This is a genomic window from Neobacillus sp. OS1-32, assembly GCF_030915425.1.
Taxonomy (GTDB): Bacteria; Bacillota; Bacilli; order Bacillales; family Cytobacillaceae; genus Neobacillus; species Neobacillus paridis.
In genome coordinates, this window is sequence record NZ_CP133263.1 from 228,874 (window position 1) to 251,593 (window position 22,720).

25 protein-coding genes, 1 pseudogene and 1 other annotated feature are annotated in these 22,720 nt (G+C 42.5%); of the genes and pseudogenes, 25 read left to right on the plus strand and 1 reads right to left on the minus strand.

Translation table 11 applies throughout. The annotated features are described in order from the left end of the window. Positions 1-35 precede the first annotated feature (35 nt). The 16 genes and pseudogenes from radC (at position 36) to pheA (ending at position 12,893) form a co-directional block, all read left to right on the plus strand. Positions 36-725, plus strand: a complete 690-nt coding sequence (radC, locus tag RCG24_RS01185; RefSeq protein ID WP_202652306.1) for a RadC family protein — start codon at positions 36-38, stop codon at positions 723-725. 163 nt (positions 726-888) lie between these two features. Next, positions 889-1,911, plus strand: a complete 1,023-nt coding sequence (locus tag RCG24_RS01190; protein ID WP_202652308.1) for a rod shape-determining protein — start codon at positions 889-891, stop codon at positions 1,909-1,911. 66 nt (positions 1,912-1,977) lie between these two features. After that, positions 1,978-2,862 carry a rod shape-determining protein MreC gene (mreC, locus tag RCG24_RS01195; RefSeq protein ID WP_202652309.1) on the plus strand — a complete coding sequence of 295 codons (885 nt, stop codon included), beginning with the start codon at positions 1,978-1,980 and terminating at the stop codon, positions 2,860-2,862. Beyond that, positions 2,859-3,377 carry a rod shape-determining protein MreD gene (mreD, locus tag RCG24_RS01200; RefSeq protein ID WP_202652311.1) on the plus strand — a complete coding sequence of 173 codons (519 nt, stop codon included), beginning with the start codon at positions 2,859-2,861 and terminating at the stop codon, positions 3,375-3,377. Before mreC ends, mreD begins: the two co-directional genes overlap by 4 nt. 133 nt (positions 3,378-3,510) lie before the next feature. Beyond that, positions 3,511-4,190, plus strand: a pseudogene (gene minC / locus RCG24_RS01205) (septum site-determining protein MinC). A 1-nt stretch (position 4,191) separates the two neighbouring features. Beyond that, on the plus strand, positions 4,192-4,998 hold the full coding sequence (gene minD / locus RCG24_RS01210; RefSeq protein ID WP_202652315.1) for a septum site-determining protein MinD: 807 nt from the start codon (positions 4,192-4,194) through the stop codon (positions 4,996-4,998). Positions 4,999-5,135: 137 nt separating this feature from the next. Then, positions 5,136-5,909 carry a M23 family metallopeptidase gene (locus tag RCG24_RS01215; protein WP_235887846.1) on the plus strand — a complete coding sequence of 258 codons (774 nt, stop codon included), beginning with the start codon at positions 5,136-5,138 and terminating at the stop codon, positions 5,907-5,909. Beyond that, positions 5,902-6,768 carry a M50 family metallopeptidase gene (locus tag RCG24_RS01220; protein ID WP_308078121.1) on the plus strand — a complete coding sequence of 289 codons (867 nt, stop codon included), beginning with the start codon at positions 5,902-5,904 and terminating at the stop codon, positions 6,766-6,768. The genes RCG24_RS01215 and RCG24_RS01220 overlap by 8 nt, the downstream gene beginning before the upstream one ends. Before the next feature lie 10 nt (positions 6,769-6,778). After that, on the plus strand, positions 6,779-8,290 hold the full coding sequence (locus RCG24_RS01225; protein ID WP_235887847.1) for an Rne/Rng family ribonuclease: 1,512 nt from the start codon (positions 6,779-6,781) through the stop codon (positions 8,288-8,290). Positions 8,291-8,412: 122 nt separating this feature from the next. Then, positions 8,413-8,497: a sequence feature (ribosomal protein L21 leader region), on the plus strand. Between the two features lie 12 nt (positions 8,498-8,509). Further along, a complete protein-coding gene (gene rplU, locus RCG24_RS01230) occupies positions 8,510-8,818 on the plus strand; it encodes a 50S ribosomal protein L21 (protein ID WP_202652321.1) in 309 nt (102 codons plus the stop codon). 16 nt (positions 8,819-8,834) lie between these two features. Continuing rightward, entirely contained in the window at positions 8,835-9,176 is a 342-nt protein-coding gene (locus RCG24_RS01235; RefSeq protein ID WP_202652322.1) for a ribosomal-processing cysteine protease Prp, read from the plus strand. A gap of 1 nt (position 9,177) precedes the next feature. After that, positions 9,178-9,471 (plus strand): 50S ribosomal protein L27, encoded by a 294-nt coding sequence (gene rpmA / locus RCG24_RS01240; RefSeq protein WP_191269736.1) that lies wholly within the window; start codon positions 9,178-9,180, stop codon positions 9,469-9,471. Between the two features lie 193 nt (positions 9,472-9,664). After that, positions 9,665-10,201 (plus strand): Spo0B C-terminal domain-containing protein, encoded by a 537-nt coding sequence (locus RCG24_RS01245; RefSeq protein WP_202652324.1) that lies wholly within the window; start codon positions 9,665-9,667, stop codon positions 10,199-10,201. Between the two features lie 37 nt (positions 10,202-10,238). Further along, entirely contained in the window at positions 10,239-11,525 is a 1,287-nt protein-coding gene (obgE, locus tag RCG24_RS01250) for a GTPase ObgE (protein ID WP_308078123.1), read from the plus strand. A 19-nt stretch (positions 11,526-11,544) separates the two neighbouring features. Further along, positions 11,545-12,000, plus strand: coding sequence for an ACT domain-containing protein (locus tag RCG24_RS01255; protein WP_202652328.1), 456 nt, complete (start codon positions 11,545-11,547; stop codon positions 11,998-12,000). Positions 12,001-12,038: 38 nt separating this feature from the next. Next, positions 12,039-12,893, plus strand: a complete 855-nt coding sequence (pheA, locus tag RCG24_RS01260; RefSeq protein WP_202652330.1) for a prephenate dehydratase — start codon at positions 12,039-12,041, stop codon at positions 12,891-12,893. Positions 12,894-12,914: 21 nt separating this feature from the next. On the opposite strand, the gene RCG24_RS01265 is transcribed toward pheA, so the two are convergent. Then, positions 12,915-13,451, minus strand: a complete 537-nt coding sequence (locus RCG24_RS01265; protein WP_202652332.1) for a transcription repressor NadR — start codon at positions 13,449-13,451, stop codon at positions 12,915-12,917. A gap of 197 nt (positions 13,452-13,648) precedes the next feature. Between RCG24_RS01265 and safA the strand changes: the two genes are divergently transcribed. The 9 genes from safA (at position 13,649) to queA (ending at position 22,690) form a co-directional block, all read left to right on the plus strand. Further along, complete coding sequence (gene safA, locus RCG24_RS01270; protein WP_202652334.1) at positions 13,649-15,184, plus strand: SafA/ExsA family spore coat assembly protein; 1,536 nt, start codon at positions 13,649-13,651, stop codon at positions 15,182-15,184. After that, positions 15,168-16,172: a phosphotransferase gene (locus RCG24_RS01275; RefSeq protein WP_202652709.1), complete on the plus strand. Its 1,005-nt coding sequence runs from the start codon at positions 15,168-15,170 to the stop codon at positions 16,170-16,172. The genes safA and RCG24_RS01275 overlap by 17 nt, the downstream gene beginning before the upstream one ends. Positions 16,173-16,256: 84 nt before the next feature. Continuing rightward, positions 16,257-16,958, plus strand: a complete 702-nt coding sequence (locus RCG24_RS01280; RefSeq protein WP_202652336.1) for a YhcN/YlaJ family sporulation lipoprotein — start codon at positions 16,257-16,259, stop codon at positions 16,956-16,958. Positions 16,959-17,172: 214 nt separating this feature from the next. After that, positions 17,173-17,637, plus strand: a complete 465-nt coding sequence (locus tag RCG24_RS01285; protein ID WP_308078128.1) for a BofC C-terminal domain-containing protein — start codon at positions 17,173-17,175, stop codon at positions 17,635-17,637. A 695-nt stretch (positions 17,638-18,332) separates the two neighbouring features. Then, positions 18,333-19,661 carry a group II intron reverse transcriptase/maturase gene (gene ltrA / locus RCG24_RS01290; RefSeq protein WP_308076963.1) on the plus strand — a complete coding sequence of 443 codons (1,329 nt, stop codon included), beginning with the start codon at positions 18,333-18,335 and terminating at the stop codon, positions 19,659-19,661. A gap of 156 nt (positions 19,662-19,817) precedes the next feature. Beyond that, on the plus strand, positions 19,818-20,429 hold the full coding sequence (gene ruvA, locus RCG24_RS01295) for a Holliday junction branch migration protein RuvA (RefSeq protein WP_202652340.1): 612 nt from the start codon (positions 19,818-19,820) through the stop codon (positions 20,427-20,429). Positions 20,430-20,439: 10 nt separating this feature from the next. Continuing rightward, positions 20,440-21,441: a Holliday junction branch migration DNA helicase RuvB gene (gene ruvB, locus RCG24_RS01300; protein ID WP_202652342.1), complete on the plus strand. Its 1,002-nt coding sequence runs from the start codon at positions 20,440-20,442 to the stop codon at positions 21,439-21,441. Further along, positions 21,438-21,644 (plus strand): DUF2905 domain-containing protein, encoded by a 207-nt coding sequence (locus RCG24_RS01305; RefSeq protein ID WP_202652344.1) that lies wholly within the window; start codon positions 21,438-21,440, stop codon positions 21,642-21,644. The genes ruvB and RCG24_RS01305 overlap by 4 nt, the downstream gene beginning before the upstream one ends. Positions 21,645-21,661: 17 nt before the next feature. After that, complete coding sequence (queA, locus tag RCG24_RS01310) at positions 21,662-22,690, plus strand: tRNA preQ1(34) S-adenosylmethionine ribosyltransferase-isomerase QueA (protein ID WP_202652346.1); 1,029 nt, start codon at positions 21,662-21,664, stop codon at positions 22,688-22,690. Positions 22,691-22,720 lie beyond the last annotated feature (30 nt).

Here is a 22,720-nt window from a genome sequence, read left to right on the forward strand (position 1 = left end):
TCAGTAACTCCCGGCCAAAATGGGAGGAAAAAACAATGGCAACAAAAACATTAATGATACGTGATTTTCCGCAGGATGAACGACCAAGAGAGCGCTTTATTCAACATGGACCACAGAGTCTTTCGAACCATGAACTGATTGCCATTCTGCTTCGCAATGGGACAAAAGATGAATCGGTCCTGCAGTTGGCAAACCGTCTCCTGACCCATTTTGAAGGGTTACGGCAGCTGAAATCAGCGACTTTGGAAGAGATCACTGAAATTAAAGGCATTGGACCTGCTAAGGCGATTCAAATTCTGGCGGCGGTTGAAGTCGGCCGCAGAATCAGCAATTTGAATTTCCATGACCGTTATGTGATCCGTTCGCCGGAGGATGGGGCAAAATATGTGATGAATGATATGCGCTTTTTAACGCAGGAGCATTTTGTTTGCTTATATTTAAATACGAAAAATCAAGTCATTCATAAGCAGACCATATTTATCGGCAGTTTAAATGCCTCAATCGTCCACCCAAGGGAGGTCTTCCGCGAAGCCTTAAAGCGGTCGGCAGCCTCGGTTATTGCCCTGCATAATCACCCTTCTGGAGACCCTACTCCGAGTCGAGAGGATATTGAGGTAACGAATCGACTCGTTGAATGCGGAAAAATCATCGGCATTGATTTACTCGATCATCTCATCATAGGGGAAAACAAGTTTGTCAGTTTGAAGGAAAAAGGCTATATATAATCCTATGATTTTGTTTGATGTTGCGTTATAATATTGTTTATGATTTTTTAGGACTGCTTCTTAAAAATAGCTACTACAATCATTACAATTAAGACATGATATAAAAGTCATTGCCTGTAATTTTAAATTTTGTGATTCGGATTAGAAAGGGAGATACAATATTATGTTTGGATTTGGAACAAAAGATCTTGGAATTGACTTAGGAACTGCAAATACTCTTGTTTATATAAAAGGAAAAGGCATTGTGCTGCGGGAGCCATCGGTAGTGGCCATGCAAACGGATACTAAAAGTATTATTGCTGTCGGAAATGACGCGAAAAATATGATTGGCCGAACCCCGGGAAACGTAGTCGCCTTAAGACCAATGAAGGATGGAGTTATTGCTGATTTTGATACAACGGCGGCGATGATGAAGCACCTGATCCGCAATGCATTGAAGAGTAAAGGCCCTTTTTCAGGAAAGCCCTATATCATGGTTTGTGTTCCATCGGGAATTACCGCAGTTGAGGAAAGGGCGGTTATTGATGCGACAAGGCAAGCAGGGGCAAAGGATGCCTATACCATTGAGGAACCGTTTGCCGCGGCAATAGGTGCCAATCTGCCTGTTTGGGAACCGACCGGAAGTATGGTCGTTGATATTGGCGGCGGGACCACTGAAGTTGCGATCATTTCCTTAGGGGGAATTGTAACAAGTCAATCCATTCGCGTAGCGGGGGATGAAATGGATGAAGCGATCATTTCTTATATAAGGAAAAACTATAATTTGTTAATTGGTGACAGGACGGCAGAAACAATTAAGATGGATATCGGTTCTGCAGGAGAACCTGAAGGTATGGATAATATGGAAATTCGCGGCCGTGATTTGTTAACCGGTCTGCCAAAAACGATTGAAATAACCCCGAAAGAAATTTCAGCTGCGTTGAAAGATACTGTCTATTCGATCGTAGAGGCCGTGAAAAATACATTAGAAAAGACACCGCCTGAACTTGCCGCCGATATTATGGATCGTGGTATCGTTTTGACTGGCGGCGGTGCACTGCTGCGGAATTTGGACCGGGTCATCAGCGAAGAAACCAAAATGCCTGTATTGATTGCCGAAAATCCGCTCGACTGCGTTGCCATCGGCACAGGCAAAGCATTGGATAATATTCAACTGTTTAAAAATAAAGCCAAGGAATCTCGTTAATTCGATAATCGTAAATGAAAAAAAGAATTGCGAACCTATCCATTAGAAAAATAGAGGTGTATCAAAATGCCACAGTTCTTTTTGAATAAACGTCTGATCATTTTGTTAGTCAGCATTATTGTTCTCGTGGCATTGATTGGGTTTTCTTTAAGGGAGAGAGACAAGCTTACCTGGCCGGAGCAATTTGTGAAGGACACAACCGGTTGGGTTCAATCCCTGGTTTCAAAGCCTGCTGGCTATATTGCGGGCTTTTTTGAAAATCTCCAGGATTTGCAAAATACATATGAAGAGAATAAAGAATTAAAATCACGAGTTGAAAAAATGGCCAGCCTTGAAGCGGAAGTACAAGCGCTGCAAAAAGACAATAATGAACTGCGTGAAATTCTTGGTGAAAAGAAGTCTTTGCGAGATTATCAAACACAACCAGCCACTGTTATTGGCAGGAATCCTGATCGTTGGCATGAAATGATTATTATTGACAAAGGGAATCTAAAAGGAATTAAGAAAAATATGGCTGTGATTACCGCCAATGGGTTAATTGGCAAAGTGAAAAGTGTAAGCCAATTCAGCTCAACGGTACAGCTGTTAAGTGCAATGGATCCGAAAAACCGTATATCTGCTGTCATCCAAGGGAAAAAGTCCGATGTATATGGCTTTGTCCAAGGATTTGATGACAAAGAGAAATTGCTTCTAGTGAAAAGCATTCCCTCCGGGGCCAAGGTTGAAAAAGGACAAACGGTAACGACCTCCGGTTTGGGCGGTGTTTTTCCAGAAGGGCTTTTGATTGGGAAGGTTGTCGATGTAAAAACTGACCAATATGGACTCAACCAAACGGCGTTAGTCAAACCCGGAGCTGATTTTTATGATATTCAAAATGTCATCATTATTAAACGCTCGATGACACAGCCAGCTAAAAAAGATATGTCATCCGGGAAGGAGGAGGAATTGTGAAGAAATTCCTTCTTCCCCTTTTATTTTTGTTCCTGTTCATTTTTGAAAGTCTATTTATTCAATTTTTACCCGGGAACTTTTTGGGGCATAATCGGATTTTTGTTCCCCGTTTTTTATTCTGTGCGGTGCTTTTATTGACCATATTTATTGGCAGGAAACCAGGAATGATTTATGCCGCCATTCTAGGACTGGTGTTTGATATTGTCTATATTGAAATCATCGGCATTTATTTGTTTCTCTTTCCTTTCGTTACCTATCTAATTTCGAAAATAATGCATGTCCTGCAGGCAAATCTTATCGTTGCCTTTCTTGTTACGTTGATCGGAGTCGGCTTACTGGAGTTTGGCGTCTTTGCCATGGATTTATTAATTCATGTAACCAATCTTGATATCTTAAGCTTTCTAAATTTGCGACTCTATCCAACGTTAATGCTTAACGCCGTGTTTTTACTGATCTTTATTTATCCATTGAAACGGTTTATGGAAAAGTACGCAATCTTAGGCAGAGACGAATAATCCACGATAAAAAAAGGAAAATAACCAGTTTGTGTCGAATTTCAATTAAGATCATTCTTTATCCTTCTTGGTCAGAGTGCTATGAACCTGTGTGTTGAAATTGCTTTCTTAATTATGAGGTGAATTTTTCTCCATGAAAAAACGGCAAAATGTTACAATAAAAGGTACAAAGGACGGTCTTGTTCTCCGTTTTGCTGATAGCTGTTCCTATGATGAGCTTAAGCTGGAATTAGATCAAAAGCTTTCAGCAAACACCGGGACACAGGATGAGCACCACTCAATCTCCGTAAAACTGGAGGTCGGCAACCGCTATTTAACGGATGAGCAACGGGAAGAATTGAAAGAATTAATCCGAAAAAAAAGAATCTTGTAGTTGATGATATAGTATCAAATGTTATTACAAAGGACGAAGCCGATCAGTTAAGGGCAGAAAACGAAGTAATGACCGTTACAAAAATTATCCGTTCCGGACAGATTTTGCAGGTTCCCGGGGATTTATTGCTGATTGGTGATGTGAATCCTGGCGGTACTGTGATTGCTGGTGGAAATATTTTTATTATGGGAGCATTAAAAGGAATCGCCCATGCAGGCTGTTATGGAAATGATCAGGCAGTAATTGCCGCATCGATTATGAAACCAACTCAGCTGAGAATTAACAATTCTCTTAACCTTGTATCAGACCTCATTTCGGCGACTGAAAAGCGGGAAATGGAATGTGCGTATATGGATGAAAACCATCAAATCAAAATTGATAGATTACAATCTTTAATTCAGTTAAGACCAAATTTAACGAGATTAGAAGGGGGACATTAAAGTGGGAGAAGCAATCGTAATTACATCCGGTAAGGGCGGCGTCGGTAAAACGACTACAACCGCTAACATTGGTACAGCACTCGCCCTTCAAGGTAAAAAAGTTTGCCTGGTTGATACAGACATCGGCCTTCGAAACTTGGATGTCGTAATGGGACTTGAAAACAGAATCATCTATGATCTTGTTGATGTGGTTGACGGACGCTGCAAAATCCATCAAGCTTTGGTCAAGGACAAACGATTTGATGGTTTATTATATTTATTGCCGGCAGCCCAAACCGTTGACAAATCAGCCGTTAGGCCGGAACAGATGAAGAAGCTGGTTGAGGAATTAAAACAAGATTACGATTACGTCATTATCGACTGTCCAGCTGGCATTGAACAAGGTTATAAGAATGCGGTTGCCGGCGCTGATAAAGCGATCGTTGTGACAACCCCTGAGGTTTCAGCTGTTCGTGATGCTGATAGAATAATTGGTCTACTCGAAAAAGAAAGGCAGTTGGAGGCCCCAAAATTAATCGTCAACCGGATCCGAAATCATATGATGAAAACTGGAGATATGCTTGATCTGGATGAGATTACGGAGCATTTATCTATTGGCTTAATCGGAATTGTTGCTGATGATGATGAGGTCATCAGAGCCTCAAACCATGGTGAACCGATTGCCCTAAATCCAAACAGTAAGGCCTCGATTGCTTACCGGAATATTGCCCGAAGGATTCTCGGTGAATCCATCCCGCTTCAGCCTCTTGAAGATTCTAATAAAGGTGTCTTTTCAAAAATTAAAAAGTTTTTTGGTGTTCGTTCATAGTAAATGGTCCTGTCTGCAAAATGTGTGGACAGGCATTTTTTATTTCAATACAAAAAATATGGGTAAAGGAAAGAAAGTCATACTCTGTGAATCTCCTTCATAGACTTGTACAAATGTTAAAAAAGGGATTGATGGGTATGGCGCGGTCTTCAGCTGATGAAATACGGCGGCGAATAGCCAAACGAAAAAAGGGAAAAGGAACTTCTGGGAAACATAGCAGCGAGCAGCAATTACTATGGCCCGGTGATGAAGAAAGTTATGGTTATAACTATATTTCACCATCCAGAGATGAGGGGCATCCGCTATTTAAAAAAGAGGTGTTCTTCTTCAAGATCTTGGCCTCGGTTCTCCTTTTCTTAGTAGTGGCAATCATATTTCGCAGTCAAGTTCCTGCCTTCGAGCCGGCAAAGAACTTTATTGGCAAAACAATGGACACGGAGTTCAAGTTTGCTGTCGTCTCCAAATGGTATCAGGATAAGTTTGGCAAGCCCCTGGCATTGCTGCCTTTTACAGAAAAAGAAAATGGCGGCCGAAAGGAGGAGATTCAAAGAGGTGCTGTTGCCGTTTCCGGCAGGCTGCTTGAAAATTTCGAAAAGAATGGCCAGGGAATTATGATTGAAACTGGAAAGGATGCTCCGGTACAAACAATTAATGATGGCTTTGTACATTTTGCCGGTGTAAAAGAAGGTTTAGGAAAGACGGTGATAATAGAACATTATGATGGCACGGAAACCTGGTATGGCAATTTGGACAGCATTAAGGTAAATCTCTATGATACGATCGAAAAGCGCACCGTTGTTGGGACGGTATCGGCCTCTTCTGGTGAAGATAAATCAAAAGGGCAATACTATTTTGCCGTAAAAAAGGGTGATACTTTTATCGATCCAGTTAAGGTGATTCGCTTTGAATAGACTGTTCAACTTATTCAGGCTTGTCCACATTCACCCGCTGCTATGGTTAATTATCGCCCTGTCAATTATAACTGCGCATTTCTGGGAAGTTTGTTTATTGATCGGCATTATTTTTATTCATGAAATCGGGCATGCAGCTGCAGCTTCTTTTTTTTCCTGGAGAATAAAAAAAATCATTCTGCTGCCATTTGGCGGCGTGGCTGAAATGGATGAGCATGGGAATCGCCCGCTAAAGGAAGAGGCGATTGTAGTGCTCGCAGGTCCGCTGCAGCACGTCTGGATGATTGCAGCTGCATCTGTTCTGGTAACATTCAACTTCCTGTCTGAAGATCTATATCAATTATTCATTCAATACAATTTGATGATTCTTGTATTTAATTTATTTCCGGTTTGGCCGCTTGATGGTGGTAAGCTGGTATTTTTATTGCTCTCATTAAAAAATTCTTTTACCCGCGCCCATCGTATCACCTTGGTTATTTCACTATTTAGCCTAACCATTTTTTCAATCTGCGTCATCCTTGCCGCCCCGGCCCATATCAATGTTTGGGTTGTCATCGGTTACCTGTTTTTCTCTATCTATTACGAATGGAAACAACGGCGCTTTATTTTCATGCGGTTTTTATTAGAACGGTATTATGGAAATAAATCAAATCCGGATGAATTAGTACCGATCCTGGCAAATGAAGAGGATTTATTAATTCAAGTGTTAGAGAGATTCCAACGCGGCTGTAAGCATCCAATAGTAGTGGAAGCGGACGGGCAGCAGAAGGGTACCTTGGATGAAAACGAGCTGCTCCATGCTTACTTTACGGAAAAACGATTAACGGATAAAATCAGCGATCTTCTCTTTTTATACTAAAAAAAGTATAATGATACCAATTGAAGAAAAAGTGAGGACGTTAGGTTTGGAAAGGTTAATTGTAAATACCACTTCACGTGAGAAAAGGTATGCTTTCATAAGAGATCATCAAGTGGAAAAGCTTGTTTTTGACCGGCCGGAACATCGTTCTCTGGTCGGTAATATTTATTTTGGAACGGTAACAAAAGTCTTGCCGGGGATGAATGCGGCCTTTATCGATATCGGCACTGAAAAAAAAGCTTACTTGCATCGTAACGCGCTTCCTTCTTATGTGGCGTCGCAGGAAAAACAAAACAGTATCACCTCTTTTGTCCACGAAGGGGAAAAGCTGCTCGTTCAGGTGGACAAGGACGCCACAGGCACGAAAGGTCCAAAGGTAACTGGCATTATTGAAATTTTGGGGGCGCATCTGATCTATATGCCAAAGGGTCATTATCTGGCTGTTTCCAAAAAAATCCTCGATGACAGAAAAAAGGCTCAGCTTAAACAGTTGGGCAATCAACTCAAGAAGGAAGAGGAAGGGTTGATTTTTCGAACCTCAAGTGAGGTCGCCGCGGAACAGGAGATTCAGGATGAACTCAAGCAGTTAAGGCAGCGATACGATGAGCTTGAACGGCACATCGCCAACATGAAAAAGCCGGGTTTGATTTTTCAGAAGGACTTTTTTTATGACCTGTTAAAAGCGGAGACTGCGACAATGACTGCTGGTGAAGTCATTGTTGATGATTTAGCGCTTAAAAAGAAGCTTGAAGCCAAAGGTGAAGTTAAAGTAACTTATTATAATGGAAAAGAAAACATCTTTTCAGCATTTCGGGTGGAACCGGAAATTGCTAAGGCACTAAAACGAGTGATCTGGCTGGATAACGGTGCTTACTTGATTTTCGATGAAACCGAGGCATTAACGATCATCGATGTGAATACCGGCAAGTTTTCCGGAAGAACCGATTACCAGGATACCGTATTTAAAACCAATCAGCTGGCAGCAAAAGAAATAGTCCGCCAACTAATCCTCCGTGATATTGGCGGCATTGTGTTAATTGACTTTATCGATATGAAGCGGGAATCGGACAGGGAAAAGATTCGGCAGATAGTCGAGTCAGAGCTAGCAAAGGATCAGAAAAGAACAAAAGTTGTCGGTTTCACCCCCTTAGGCATCCTACAGCTGACGCGGAAAAGAACAAAGGTGGCGATTTCCGAGGCGATGCAGGTCAGATGCCCTGTCTGTCATGGAACTGGAAAAATCTTAAGCGCGGAAACAGTTGCTTTTCGGCTTGAGCGGGAACTGTTAGAGCACCGCAATACGGAATATGAGGCCGTGCTGGTGGAAACCACACCGGAAGTAAAACAGGCTCTTATAGGTTCGGATGGATCCTATAAGGAATTATTAGAAGAAATGCTTCATTATAAAATTTACTTTTCCATCACTCCATCGATTGAACATAATTTTGCTTTAACACAGTTTGGTGATGAACAGGAGATTTCCGAAAAAGCCTGCGACTCTCCCCACTTTAACGGTCAGTAAGATAACTGCCGGTAACAGTCCGATTCATTCACATAGTGGAGAAACCGCTCATATGATGAAGTTTCACTTTATATTGACACATAGGTTCCAATTGTGTTAGGATTGTAATGTTGTTTGTAGCACCCGTGCTACAACCGCACATATCAGGTTACAAGATTTTGCTTTTGAGTTGCAAAACACCTGCAGATGGCGAGTCTGAGTTTAAGAGGAGGTGCAGTTATGTACGCAATTATCGAAACTGGCGGTAAGCAATTGAAAGTGGAAGAAGGCCAAGCGATCTACATTGAAAAATTAAATGCAGAAGCTGGCGAAACGGTTACTTTTGACAAGGTTCTTTTCGTTGGCGGTGAAAATGTAAAGGTTGGCAGCCCTGTTGTTGAAGGCGCAACGGTTACAGCGAAGGTTGAAAAACAAGGTCGTGCGAAGAAAATCATTGTTTTCAAGTACAAAGCAAAGAAAAACTACCACAAGAAACAAGGTCATCGTCAACCTTACACTAAAGTAGTCATCGAAAAAATCAACGCGTAAGGTGTTGGAACCCTAGATGATTCAAGTAGTGATTAATCGTACGAAATCCGATAAGATTCATTCGTTTGAAATAAGCGGACATGCTCTATTTGACAAGCGCGGCAAGGATATTGTCTGTGCCGGAGTATCCGCAGTATCAGTCGGTGCTATTAATGCGGTGCACGAACTGACAGGTGTTACTCCTGAAATTGATCATGATTCCGGCTTACTTCGCTGTGTGATTCCGGATCCACTTCCGGAGGATACAAGCGAAAAAGTGCAGCTTCTCCTTGAAGGCATGATTGTTGCACTCCGAACGATTGAAATTGATTACGGGAAACACATAAATATTACCTTCAAAAAACAGGAGGTGGAATAACATGCTATTAAAATTAGATCTTCAGTTGTTTGCATCTAAAAAAGGGGTAGGTTCTACAAAGAACGGACGTGACTCGATCGCAAAGCGCCTTGGTGCTAAGCGTGCAGACGGTCAATTCGTAACTGGCGGTTCTATCCTTTACCGTCAACGCGGTACAAAGATTTACCCAGGTGAAAATGTTGGCCGCGGTGGAGACGATACTTTATTTGCAAAAGTTGACGGCGTTGTAAAATTCGAACGCTTTGGTCGTGACCGCAAAAAAGTAAGCGTATATCCAGTAGCTCAAGAAGCTTAATGGTGATGGAAAACTCTAACACACTAGTTAGGGTTTTCTTTTTTTTTAATAGATAATTCGTAAAAAAAATACATATCGATCAAGGGATTCTCCTCGCACATATAGAAAACATAGAAAATTGCTTACTCATGGTTGTTTTTTTGATATACTAACAACAAACAGTTTTTCGGACAAACCAATTGGGAGCGAAAGTATGGAGAAGCAATGGGATATAATTGAGGTCCTGCGTCATTCCCGTCATGACTGGATGAATAGACTGCAGTTGATCAAGGGGAACATTGAATTAAACCGAATTGACAGGGCGAAAACGGTGATTGACGAAATTATCATTGAGGCACAAAATGAGACAAAACTCTCCAACCTGCCAATGCCCGGATTTGTTTCACTGCTGTTAAAAACGAACTGGGAGAACCCTTCATTTAAGCTCGAATATGAGGTATTAATTGAAAAGGGAGCAGTAAGAGTAGATGATAACCTTTTAACAAATTGGACAAGTCGATTTTTTTCATGCCTACATAACGCGATTGATGTATTTCAAGATAATCGATTACTTATTACAATTGAACCGCGATCAAACGGACTTCGTTTCTTTTTTGATTTTAGCGGGATAATAATGTACAGTGAACGAATTGAAACATTCCTTACTGAGCAAAGATCAACACTTAATGCGAGGATCAAGGAATTTTCTGAAAGCGAACTCGAATTGGAGGTTTTTATGCCGGCTTTATGAGCCTGTAGAAACTTGCGACCGACGGGAGGATTTTACAATGTTTGTCGATCAGGTAAAAATTTATGTAAAAGGCGGCGATGGCGGCAATGGAATGGTCGCTTTCCGCCGTGAAAAATATGTTCCTAAAGGCGGTCCGGCCGGTGGTGATGGCGGTAAGGGGGCTGATGTTATCTTTAAAGTCGACGAAGGCCTGCGGACGTTAATGGACTTTCGTTATCAGCGCCATTTTAAAGCACCACGCGGCGAGCATGGCATGTCCAAGAATCAGCATGGCAGAAACGCCAAAAATCTAATTGTTAAAGTCCCGCCTGGAACGGTAGTGATGGAAGCGGAAACGAAACAGGTTATTGCCGACTTAGTTGAGCATGGCCAACAGACGGTGATTGCTAAGGGCGGCCGCGGCGGCCGCGGAAATACGAGATTTGCGACACCAGCTAATCCGGCACCGGAAATTGCTGAAAATGGTGAGCCTGGCGAGGAGCTCGAGGTCATCTTGGAGTTAAAATTACTCGCTGATGTTGGCCTTGTTGGTTTTCCAAGTGTCGGGAAGTCAACATTATTATCGGTCGTCTCTTCGGCTAAGCCGAAAATTGCCGAGTACCATTTTACAACCATTGTTCCCAACCTTGGAATGGTGGAAACCGAGGATGGCCGCAGTTTTGTGATGGCTGACCTTCCGGGGTTGATTGAAGGAGCACATGCAGGGGTTGGCTTGGGACACCAGTTTCTGCGTCATATTGAACGGACAAGAGTGATCGTCCATGTGATTGATATGGCGGCCACAGAAGGCCGTGATCCATATGAAGATTACTTAACGATCAATCGTGAATTAAACGAGTATAACCTGAGGCTGACAGAACGACCGCAAATCATTGTTGCCAATAAAATGGACATGCCTGATGCTCTTGAGCACTTGAAAAAATTTAAAGAGCAGCTTCAGGAAGATTATCCAATTTTCCCGATTTCGGCCATTACCCGAAAAGGATTACGGGAGCTGTTGTTTGCGATTGCTGATAAATTGGCAGAGACGCCGGAATTCCCGCTGGATCATGAAGAGGAAACAATGGTTAATCGTGTTGTCTATAAACACGAAGCAGAGCCGCAGCCTTTCGTCATTACAAGAGAATCAGATGGAAGCTTTGTGCTTTCCGGCGAAAAACTGGAAAAGCTGTTTAGAATGACTGATTTTACCCATGATGAATCTGTCCGCCGTTTCTCCAGACAGATGCGCAGCATGGGAGTGGATGATGCACTTAGACAAAGGGGAGCCAAAGACGGGGATATTGTTAGGTTATTAGATTTTGAATTTGAATTTATCGAGTAAAGTTTCCAAAAAGGTAGAGATGAGTATGGATAACTTTGAAAAAAAATTCTATTTGGTTCGGGAAGACGTCCTGCCGGAAGCAATGAAAAAAACGATTGATGCCAAAGAGATGCTTGAACGCGGTAAGGCAGAATCGATTTGGGATGCTGCTCAAAAGGTGGATTTAAGCAGAAGTGCTTTTTATAAATATCGAGATACTGTTTTTCCGTTTTCGGCGATTCAGAAAGAACGATTAGTGTCCTTGTTTTTTCATATCGAGGATCGTTCAGGCACATTATCCAAGCTGCTAAGTACGGTCGCAAGGTTTGGCTGCAATGTCCTGACCATTCACCAAACGATTCCGCTTCAAGGACGGGCCAATGTAACGCTGTCGTTAAATACGTCAGAAATGGAGTTTGAGATTGAAATGCTGCTTTCGGAGTTAAGAAAGCTGGAATTTGTCGAGAAGGTAGAGGTATTAGGAACGGGTGCTTAGCGTCGTTCTTGGCTTTTCTAGAGGGGAGTAAGGGAGAAGTGAAGGTAGGATATTTAGGTCCAAAAGCAACATTTAGTGAATTAGCAGTGAAAAAGGTATTTGAAGGGTTTGAACATAAGCCGTATCAGACGATCCCGGAATGTATGGATGCTGTTTCAAGGCATGAAGTTGAACTTGCTGTGGTGCCGCTGGAAAATGCGTTAGAGGGTTCTGTTAATATTACGCTTGATTATTTAACACAGGTTGCAAAACTCCCGATTATTGGAGAAATTACAATTCCAATCAAGCAGCATTTAATGGTTCATCCGGCGAATGCAGACAAATGGCAGAATGTTGAAAAAGTTTACAGTCACTCCCATGCGATTGCTCAGTGTCATAAATTTTTACATCATCAATTAACGGGGGTACCGTTTGAAAGTGTGTCATCAACAGCTGCTGCAGCTAAAATGATTATGGAAACACCAGAAGTAAATGCGGCGGCGATTGCCAATGAATTGGCAGCAAAAGAATATGGACTGACGATTGTCCAAAGAAATATTCATGATTTTGACTATAATCACACCCGGTTTATTGTGTTGGCAGAAAAAAATATTGATTTTCAAGTGGTCAGCGGGTCCACACATTATAAGACAACGCTAATGGTGACTTTGCCTTCAGACCAAGCCGGTTCCCTGCACCAGGTTTTGTCAGCATTTGCCTGGCGGAAAATAAATCTCTCAAAAATTGAATCTAGACCGATGAAAACAGGGATTGGCAATTACTTTTTCATTATTGATTTGGAAATGAAGCTGGATGAAGTACTGATTCCCGGGGCGATTGCTGAAATGGAGGCATTAGGCTGCTGTGTCAAGCTGCTCGGAAGCTACCCGGCGATTATGGTCGATTTACACTAAAAGGACCCCGTGGGGTCCTTTTTATTCCAACAAAATTCCCTCTTTTTTAAGGGCCGTTTCCGCTCGATCTAAATCCGTTTCCCTTGCGGCCGTTAATGTATGTAAATGAATTCCGCCGGTTAATTCTGAGAGGAGCGGTGCTTTAGTCGTTTCCAGCTTATTCATAAACTGCTTAACTTCCTCTCTGTTAGATACCATAATCGAGGCGGTTAAATCTCCATAAACTGCATGTTCAATTTTGACATCTTTTACGGTTACTCCATGGTCAACAATCATATTTAGTTCTTTTTCTGTTTCAGCTGGTGTATGACGGCAGGCAATGATCCGTTGGTAGATAATATTCCCCGCCGGTTGTTGTAAAAACATGTATCCTTGGCTAGTGGCGATAATCGGCTCCCCTTTTGCTTTGAGCAAAGTAATGTCACCCACAATCACTTGTCTGCTAACATTTGTCTTCTCAGCCAATTCACTCCCTGTAATAGGATGACTGCTTTCCCTTAATAATTGTAGAATAAACTTTCTTCGTTCGTCCCCAAGTATCTTTTTTTGTTCCATCATAAAACGCTCCTTACCCGTTTACATGCTTCAATAGTACCACACCGCTTTTTAAAATGAAAAGTCGAGTACCGGATTACCGTTCCAGCTTGGATAAACATATTTTTTAAAATAAATGCATAAGTTTTTGTGAAGAATAATAGCATTTTGCCCATTCTCACATACACTATATGGACTTATGCCATAGGAGGGAAATCAGAGTGAAGATCCATATCGTACAGAAAGGGGATACTCTTTGGAAGATCGCCAAGAAGTACGGCGTGAATTTTGAAGAGCTGAAAAAGATGAATTCACAGCTCAGCAACCCTGATATGATTATGCCCGGAATGAAAATAAAGGTTCCGACTACAGGCGGAAATATTAAAAAAGAAGGGACAGGTAACCCGGGAGTAAAAAAAGAGGTTCCGATTGCTGAGCATCCGTTTGCCAAAGAAAAGCCCATTCTCAAGGAAGAGCCGATTAAAGAAGTACCGATTAAGGAAATGCCCACAAAGGAAGTGCCAATTAAAGAACAGCCGATCATAAAAGAAACACCCAAAGCACCTTATACCCCAAAAATGCCCCTGCAAATAGTCCCAGAAATCGATATTAATAATTATTATATGACGAACATGACGAATATGACGGTAAAACCGGAGCTGCCGCCGAAACCAGCTAATATCCTGCCGGAAGTTAAAGAGGTTCCAAAAAAAGAAGTTCCAAAGAAAGAGATACCAGTAGAGATGCCTCCGCCTCCGCTGCCGATACAGGAAGCCCCTTGTCCTCCGGTACAAGACTATTGTGTCCCGGTTACACCGATTTTACCAGGACCGGGATTTTGCCCGCCGTATGGAGGGATTCCGATGCAGCCCTATATGGTTCAGGGGGCAATGATGCCGGGGCCGTCGAATGTGCTTCCTAATCCAGTACCTAACATGCCACCGAATCCGGTTGCTGCCGGTCCAAATTATATGCCGATGCATTTTGATGACGAATCGTCCGCCTTTATGCCACAAATGCCGATGATGAATCCAGGGTTTAATCCGGGTAGTACAATGGCACAGGGCGCATATCCGGCTTCTCCAGCGCCTGGGATGCAGTCGATGGCAATGGATCCGGCAGCGTATGGCGGAATGGCGCAAACATTTCCACAGACACCGGGTGCCTATAGCGGCTTACCGATGGGATATGGGCCAACCTCGGCAGGGTATGGTCAAATGCCAATGAATTACGGACAGCTTCCTGCTGGATATCAGGGAGGTTTCGGGCAGACGCCAATGGGTTATCCAGGGGGATATGAACAGATGCCAGCTGGTTTTGCTCCAGCGCCGGGAGGAATGGAAGTCGGTTCAATGGCCCCGGCCATGCCCGATGGTTCGGCTGCCGGAGCACCATATGGAATGAGCGGAATGCCACCGTATGGTCCGACACCCTATGGATATCCACAAATGATGGGAACTGCGCCACAGGGAATGTATGGTTATGAAGCATCTGCCCGGCAAACTGTGCCAACAATTCAATCATCAGAGCAGCCCCCTCAAGGTTTCCCAGGAGGTAGTGGAGGCGATTGCGGCTGTGGTTCTCCAACACCGGTGGAAGCGCAAGCGACTTTTGTCCCGCCAACACCACCAATTTATAGTGCGCCATATACTGCATCACTTGACGCAGCACAGCCACCCTTTATGAATCCGTATGGGATGGGACCGGTTGACACAAGTTCTTATGGAATGTCCGAAAACAATGACGAAAGTAGTTAAACCTTCGAAGGGCAGGTATGGAGACGATGCTTATTATAATCGTCTCTTCTCTTATTTTCGGTCCCAATTGAAGGAAAAAATAAAGGAAATGGTCCCGCTGCAAAGATCGGTTTTGTTATTAAAAACGGAACAGCATCTCTATGTCGTCAAAGGATATCAGTCGAATCAAAGACTTAAAATCCAAGAAGCATTCACATCGACACTGAGAAAAGAAGGATTTATGAACACCTACGTCTTTTTGCAGTCTCCGGCAAAAGAACAGCTATTTTTTGAAGGAAGTTATTTTGGACTGATTGAATACATTCCCCAAAATAAAGTAGCATTCACCTTTCAAACACTAAAAAACCGGCGTGATGGACTGGACTTGCTAGAGAAATTTCATCATGCCACAGCCTCCTTTGAAACTAGGTATCGAAGGCTTCTTCCGAAAGCTGATTTAATCGGAAAGTGGACGGAGAGATTAGAGGTTTTTTCAAATAACCTGCCCTTTCTCATGTATTTTATGAATGAACCATTTATCTCTGAAATCGTCTCCTGGGCAAATTGGTCAGTCAAGGGAATGGAAGCAAACAGAGAATATTTTGAAGAAGAACCGTTTGTCATCCTTCATGGTGATGTCGCCCATCATAATTTTTTGCGTAATGAAGATGGTAAACTGTATATCATTGATTTTGATTTAATCAGTATCGGCCCTCGAGTGCTTGATTATTTGCAGTATGCCAACCGAATTCTTCCTTACCTGGACTGGTCAATCGATAAACTTGGCAGCCTGAAACAAATGCGAAAATTCCTTCATGACAATAGTTTTTTATATGCGTTAGCCTATCCGACTGACATATTTCGTGAATGGAATCGCTTGATCAGAGAACAATCCTATTCAGACCCTCATAAATTGCAGCAGGTTATGGATTTGTCTATTGGCCAATTTTATTCAAGGAAAAAATTTATTAGCAGGTTGAAAAGTATGGTGAATGAATCAGGGTATTAAAATAGAATGAAATCCCCTTGAAAATTACACCCTAAGAAAGAGCATGTTGGTCATGCTCAGGATCAAGTAAGGGGGTTTTTTCGCTTGAATAAGAACCGATGGACCATTCCTTTCACTGCTTTTCTGCTTTTGGGTGTTGTGGGCTGTGGAAATGATGACAATCGTACTGGTGCCAATGAAACCAATCATAATCCGCTTCGTCCAGTAGGATATTATTCCAATGAAAACCACCCGGACAATGGTAATCCTTTATTTCGAGATAATGATGGTCCTGTCACAGAATGGATGGACCACACTTTGGGGGATGAGGATCAGCTATATCATGAGCAGCAGCGAAAAATGCTGCAAACGAGGGATGAAAACGGTCATCCGGTCAACCCGACAAAACCTTTAGCGGAAACTGATCGTAATTTTTTTCAGCGTGACAATCGCTTTAGTACCAGCGATATCAATTATCATGGCCATTTAAATCGCAATATCGCGAATACCGGGTCATATGTTGACGATGAGTATCAAGAGGATGTTACCGATGCAATTAGAAACAAGGTAGAAGATGTTGATAATGTTAGAAGTATTCGTTCGGTTGCTTACGGCAATACGGTTTGGATTTCAGTGAATTTACGTGATCAATCAAAGGCCGCTGACACAACAAGGGCAATTCAAAAAGCAGTCCGCCCGATTGTAAAGGGAAAGACGATTAGGGTCATTTCTGATGAGGGGGCCATTGGCCGGGATCGCAACATCAATAATGACATTCCACAACGGCAGGCGGTACCGCAAAAATAAACAGGAAAAAAGGCAAAGCATCCCGGCTTTGCCTTTTTGGCTGGTTCGTCAAGGAAGGTGCAGCAATATTGCTTGGATAAAAAGGCAAAAAAAGGTGACAATAGGAAGGAAAAGTTTGTTTTCATCTGAACAAAATGAGGTGAAGGGTATGAGGTTCAAAAGGAAAATACCAGCTCGCTTTTGTTTCACTGTCTTTGTAACTCTCTTGTTAAACATGGGGATATCATCGACTGGTTCCGCCATAGACGGAAAACCCCGGCAAGCGGCGGGACCTCAGCACGTAACAGTTATTCTGGAACGTGTCTATTTAGATGGAGAAGTGAGCCAAGAAGTTATTGAGGAAACATACTGGTCAAGGGAAAACTTTTGGGCAAAATATGATGCCTGGCAGGTTAAAGACAGGAGTGCTTCCAGAATCGTATTTACGAAGCAAATAAATGATATTTCACCTCTATTAAAAGCGAATGGTTATTTTGGGATCACCGAAGATGGGGTATTAACCATTTTCAATGGAAGACCCGGGCGCTCCAAAATTATCCAATCATTTTTTCAAATAGATATGAAAAAGCTTGAGAGTCATAAACAAGAAGAATTATTACAGGGAATTCCGATTAAAACAAAAGACCATTATGTAAAGGTATTGGAGACCTTTAAGCATTATTCCGTAACAAAACAATAGGCACTACATAAAATCAGACCGATGGATCTAATCGGCCTGATTTTGTGCGCTTGGCAGCGCATCGGACTAGAGGGTGAAAGTCCCGAACACACCGAAGTGGCGGAAGTGTATAGCTGACAGGTAGTGCATTGCCGTGAGGAAATGTGCAGAGGACTTGAAGGCAAAACCTGGAACAGGCGACTATTTAACCATGTTGGCTGGCTGAGTCGGATAACCCTGCAAAATAAGGGAGTGTCCAAAACCACAAGAAGGCTCTGTTAGTTAGGAGGACTGGATTCAGGGGAAAGCCCGATGACGTGACCCAAGGAGGTCTCATCGTCTCCATACATACTATGGTAAACCTTAAACAAGTCAGTGATTGGCAAGTTAAGGCTATGGGTGGTGAGAAGTCAGAGCAGGGGATAGTAGTGAACAAACTTACCGGAAAGGTCGCAAAGGTAAGTGACTCAATACCTAGTTATTGAGAGGAGCCATAACCCAAAAGGTATGGACTCTATGCGAAGCCCGTCTGTCCATGGAAGAGAAACTGAGTTAGCTTAGAATACGTCATGTCCATACAGAAACCGAGAGGACAAATCCATAGAATCGGGGTCGAACAGAAGGGTAGACCGTATGGGGCGTAGTACTTTATGGATCTGTTGATATTGCCGAGGTTGGGCTAGTTAATCATCAGACTGAAAGGAAAGAAACGGAACATGAACGGAAAAGAAGACAAACAAGGTTTTCGTGAGGGAGTAAAGACTCCACAAAAGAAGAAATGGTATAGTCTCATAGATAAAATATGGGCAATGCCTAACATGGAGGAAGCCTTTAAAGAGGTAAAAAGGAATCGTGGAGCCGCAGGGGTAGACGGAGTAACCATTAAAGCATTTGAATTTGGTGTGGAGGATAATGTACAAATCCTTCAACGTGAGTTACGAGAAAAGACATACAAGCCGAGACCTGTGAAGCGTGTATATATTCCAAAGGCTGACGGTTCAAAAAGACCTTTAGGTATCCCAACCGTGAGAGACCGAGTAGTACAAGCTTCTGTACGTAGAATAATAGAACCAATATTTGAAGCTAAATTTCTTGATTGTAGTTTTGGTTTTCGACCGAATCGAAGTGCACATATGGCATTAGAGAAAATCCGAAAGGATTTACTGGATGGGTATGTGTACGTAATTGATGCAGACCTGAAATCATATTTTGATACAATTCCGCATGACAAACTTATGACTTTAGTTAGGGAAGAAATAGTGGACGGAAGTGTCATTAGATTGCTTGAAAGTTTTCTCCAAGCAGGAATTATGGAGGGTGGCAGTTTCCATCTAAATGAAAAAGGTACTCCACAGGGCGGTGTCATCAGTCCGTTACTTGCGAACATATATTTGCATCCATTGGATGAACTTATGACAGAAAGAGGGCATCGCATTACACGATATGCAGATGACTTCGTTATTTGTTGTAAATCACAAAAGGGTGCCGAAAGGGTACTTAAATCAGTCACTCGATTCCTTGAACAAAAACTCGGATTAATCATCCATCCCGAAAAGACTAAGATTGTTAATAATATGAATGAATCATTTGTTTTTCTGGGGTATGAATTTAAACAAGCTTTCTGGGTTAAACCTTCTAAGAAATCTATAAAGAAGTTTAAAAGTAAAGTCAAGGAGATAACAAAGCGAAACCAAACGGTGAACATTGAAAAACTGATTAAAGAAAGACTCAACCCATATTTAAGAGGATGGGGAAATTATTTTGGATATTGGCACTCAAAGACACTAATGGTTAAGTTTGATAAATGGATTAGAAGAAGATTACGGTCTGTTCAATTAAGAAGTTGGAGGAAAATAAGGAAACTACATAGGGAGTTACGCAGAAGAAAATGGAAAGGGGAACTTCCACAGCTTCGGATGTATGCATGGAGAAGTTCAAAGTGTAAACCCGTAAACGTAGCCCTTCCAAATGAATGGTTTTATAAAGAGAAAGGTCTTGTTTCTCTTGTGGATATTTACAATGAACATCATCCCCAACGGGGATAATCATGGAGGAGCCGTATGCGATGACCCGCACGTACGGATCTGTGAGAGGCGCATGAGTAATTCATGCGCCTACTCTATTTTTGAAAATATGATAGAATGAAATATAGCGCTGATTTTACGCTGTTAAGTGTTAATAGACTTGGGGAGAGAATTGGATTGTTTGAATTTATCAAAGGTACTGTTCGTTTCGTCGGACCTGAATATATCGTGATTGAAAATAACGGAATCGGGTTCCAAATATCAACGCCTAATCCGTTTATTTATGCCGGTAAAATGGAAACAATGGTAATAGTTTATACGTATCATTATGTTCGTGAGGATATAATGGCCTTATATGGTTTCGAAACAAGAGAAGAAAAAATGTTGTTTACAAAGTTATTAAACGTTTCGGGGATCGGACCAAAAGGAGCCCTTGCGATCCTTGCCTCCGGAGATGTCGGCCAGGTAGTCAATGCGATTGAAAAGGAAGACGAAAAATTCCTGGTAAAATTCCCCGGTGTCGGCAAAAAAACGGCCCGGCAAATGATTCTCGATTTGAAGGGGAAATTGCAGGATATTGTTCCTGACTTTTTTCCGAATTTGTTTAATGCCGATAGCCTTCCATTACATAAGGAAGAAACGAATACAGCCTTTGAAGAGGCCGTTCTGGCCTTAAAGGCGCTTGGCTATTCTGAAAAAGAAATCAAGAAGATTTCCCCGGAATTATCGAAGGAACAATTAACCACCGATCAATATATTAAAACAGCCCTGCAGCGGCTTTTAAAATAGGTGATGCTGAATGGAAGAGCGGATCATTTCCAGCGAAGTTAACGAAAGTGAAGTCAGTTTCGAACAAAGCTTACGGCCTAGAAACTTACAGCAATATATCGGACAGGATCAAGTGAGGAAAAACTTGGATATCTTTATTGAGGCGGCAAAGCAACGGGAAGAAACCCTTGACCATGTTCTGCTTTACGGACCGCCAGGATTGGGAAAGACGACTCTCGCGATGATTATTGCCAATGAAATGGGGGTAAATATTAGGACTACTTCCGGACCAGCGATTGAAAGACCGGGAGATTTAGCAGCCATTCTTACGGCACTAGAGCCCGGAGATGTGTTGTTTATCGATGAAATTCATCGGCTGCCGCGATCGATTGAAGAAGTCCTTTACCCGGCGATGGAGGACTTTTGTCTCGATATTATTATCGGCAAAGGGCCGAGCGCCCGATCCATTCGCCTTGATCTGCCGCCGTTTACCCTTGTAGGCGCAACGACAAGAGCCGGTTCGTTATCGGCGCCATTACGCGACCGATTTGGAGTTTTGTGTCGCCTCGAGTATTATAATGTGGAACAGCTGACAAATATCGTTTTGCGCACTGCTGAACTATTCTTAACTGAAATTGACTTTCAATCAGCAGCGGAAATAGCCAGAAGAGCGCGAGGAACGCCAAGGATTGCCAACCGTCTGCTGAAACGGGTCCGGGATTTTGCCCAAGTAAAAGGGGATGGCGGAATCACCCTCCCGCTTGCGAAACAAGCACTTGAACTGTTGCAGGTAGACCGACTTGGCCTTGACCATATCGATCATAAACTGTTAAAAGGGATCATTGATAAATTTCGCGGCGGCCCCGTCGGTCTTGATACGATTGCCGCAACCATTGGAGAAGAGCCAGAGACGATTGAAGATGTGTATGAACCTTATTTACTGCAAATTGGGTTTCTGCAGCGGACACCACGCGGCAGAGTCGTCACGGCTGCCGTTTATCACCACTTTGGTATGGAGGTGCCGGCACCTTGACAGGATTATCAAAAACATTAATGATAATTGGAGCGATTATCTTTTTGATTGGCTTTTTAATGCCGTTTTTACATTTGGGAAAGCTTCCTGGTGATATTATCATTAAAAAAGGAAATACCACCTTTTATTTTCCGGTCGTCACCTGCATTTTATTAAGTATTGTTTTATCCCTAATTTTTTATGTTCTGGGGAGATTTCGTTAAAGTAAGGATGTTTGAGTATGAAGGTAGATTTATTTGATTTTCATTTGCCAGAAGAATTAATTGCCCAGGTTCCGCTAAAAAAAAGGGCCGAAAGCCGATTAATGGTGCTGAATAAAAAAACGGGCGAAATCAGCCATGAAATTTTTAAAAATATCACCAAATATTTGCGGGCAGGGGACTGCCTTGTCTTAAATGATACGAAGGTATTGCCAGCACGGCTTTTTGGCGTCAAAGTGGAGACCGGGGCAAAAATTGAAGTGCTGTTGTTAAAGCAGTTGGAAGGCGATACCTGGGAGACACTGGTCAAACCGGCCAAGCGGGTGAAGGTTGGAACCGTGATTGATTTTGGCGATGGTCTGCTGACTGCTGTTTGTACCGGAGAAGCCGATCATGGGGGCAGGACCTTTGAGTTTAAATATGAGGGGATTTTTTATGAAATCCTTGATCAGTTAGGTGAAATGCCCTTACCGCCATATATCAAAGAGCAGCTTGATGATCAGGACAGGTACCAAACAGTTTATGCAAAAGAACCGGGATCTGCGGCAGCTCCGACTGCGGGATTGCATTTTACCGAGGAATTGCTGCAGGAGATTGCCGAAATGGGCGTTCATATTGCCTTTATTACGCTTCATGTTGGCCTTGGAACATTCAGACCGGTCAGCTCGGATGTTGTTGAAGAACATGATATGCATGCAGAATATTATATTATGACCGACCAGACAGCCACCCTGCTTAACAAGGTCAGAAGCAGCGGCGGCAGAATTATTACGGTTGGAACAACCTCTACAAGAACGCTGGAGACCATTGCTGCTGCCAATAACGGGAAATTTAAAGCATCGAGCGGCTGGACGGACATTTTTATTTATCCGGGATATGAATTTAAGGGGATCGATGGTATGATTACGAATTTCCATTTGCCAAAATCCACCCTGATCATGCTTGTTAGTGCACTAGCTGGACGTGAACATATTTTGCATGCATATAATACTGCTGTAGAGGAGAAATATCGCTTCTTTAGCTTTGGCGATGCCATGTTTATCGTTTAGTGGAAAAGGGGCGGAGCGCCGCATAAGTGA

What these genes read in the sequence shown, in the direction of transcription:
- radC (WP_202652306.1), top strand. Translation starts at nt 36, where the DNA reads ATGGCAACAAAAACATTAATGATACGTGATTTTCCGCAGGATGAACGA.
- RCG24_RS01190 (WP_202652308.1), top strand. Translation starts at nt 889, where the DNA reads ATGTTTGGATTTGGAACAAAAGATCTTGGAATTGACTTAGGAACTGCA.
- mreC (WP_202652309.1), top strand. Translation starts at nt 1,978, where the DNA reads ATGCCACAGTTCTTTTTGAATAAACGTCTGATCATTTTGTTAGTCAGC.
- RCG24_RS01215 (WP_235887846.1), top strand. Translation starts at nt 5,136, where the DNA reads ATGGCGCGGTCTTCAGCTGATGAAATACGGCGGCGAATAGCCAAACGA.
- RCG24_RS01225 (WP_235887847.1), top strand. Translation starts at nt 6,779, where the DNA reads ATGATACCAATTGAAGAAAAAGTGAGGACGTTAGGTTTGGAAAGGTTA.
- rplU (WP_202652321.1), top strand. Translation starts at nt 8,510, where the DNA reads ATGTACGCAATTATCGAAACTGGCGGTAAGCAATTGAAAGTGGAAGAA.
- RCG24_RS01235 (WP_202652322.1), top strand. Translation starts at nt 8,835, where the DNA reads ATGATTCAAGTAGTGATTAATCGTACGAAATCCGATAAGATTCATTCG.
- rpmA (WP_191269736.1), top strand. Translation starts at nt 9,178, where the DNA reads ATGCTATTAAAATTAGATCTTCAGTTGTTTGCATCTAAAAAAGGGGTA.
- RCG24_RS01245 (WP_202652324.1), top strand. Translation starts at nt 9,665, where the DNA reads ATGGAGAAGCAATGGGATATAATTGAGGTCCTGCGTCATTCCCGTCAT.
- obgE (WP_308078123.1), top strand. Translation starts at nt 10,239, where the DNA reads ATGTTTGTCGATCAGGTAAAAATTTATGTAAAAGGCGGCGATGGCGGC.
- RCG24_RS01255 (WP_202652328.1), top strand. Translation starts at nt 11,545, where the DNA reads ATGAGTATGGATAACTTTGAAAAAAAATTCTATTTGGTTCGGGAAGAC.
- RCG24_RS01265 (WP_202652332.1), bottom strand. Translation starts at nt 13,451, where the DNA reads ATGATGGAACAAAAAAAGATACTTGGGGACGAACGAAGAAAGTTTATT.
- RCG24_RS01275 (WP_202652709.1), top strand. Translation starts at nt 15,168, where the DNA reads ATGACGAAAGTAGTTAAACCTTCGAAGGGCAGGTATGGAGACGATGCT.
- RCG24_RS01285 (WP_308078128.1), top strand. Translation starts at nt 17,173, where the DNA reads ATGGGGATATCATCGACTGGTTCCGCCATAGACGGAAAACCCCGGCAA.
- ltrA (WP_308076963.1), top strand. Translation starts at nt 18,333, where the DNA reads ATGAACGGAAAAGAAGACAAACAAGGTTTTCGTGAGGGAGTAAAGACT.
- ruvB (WP_202652342.1), top strand. Translation starts at nt 20,440, where the DNA reads ATGGAAGAGCGGATCATTTCCAGCGAAGTTAACGAAAGTGAAGTCAGT.
- queA (WP_202652346.1), top strand. Translation starts at nt 21,662, where the DNA reads ATGAAGGTAGATTTATTTGATTTTCATTTGCCAGAAGAATTAATTGCC.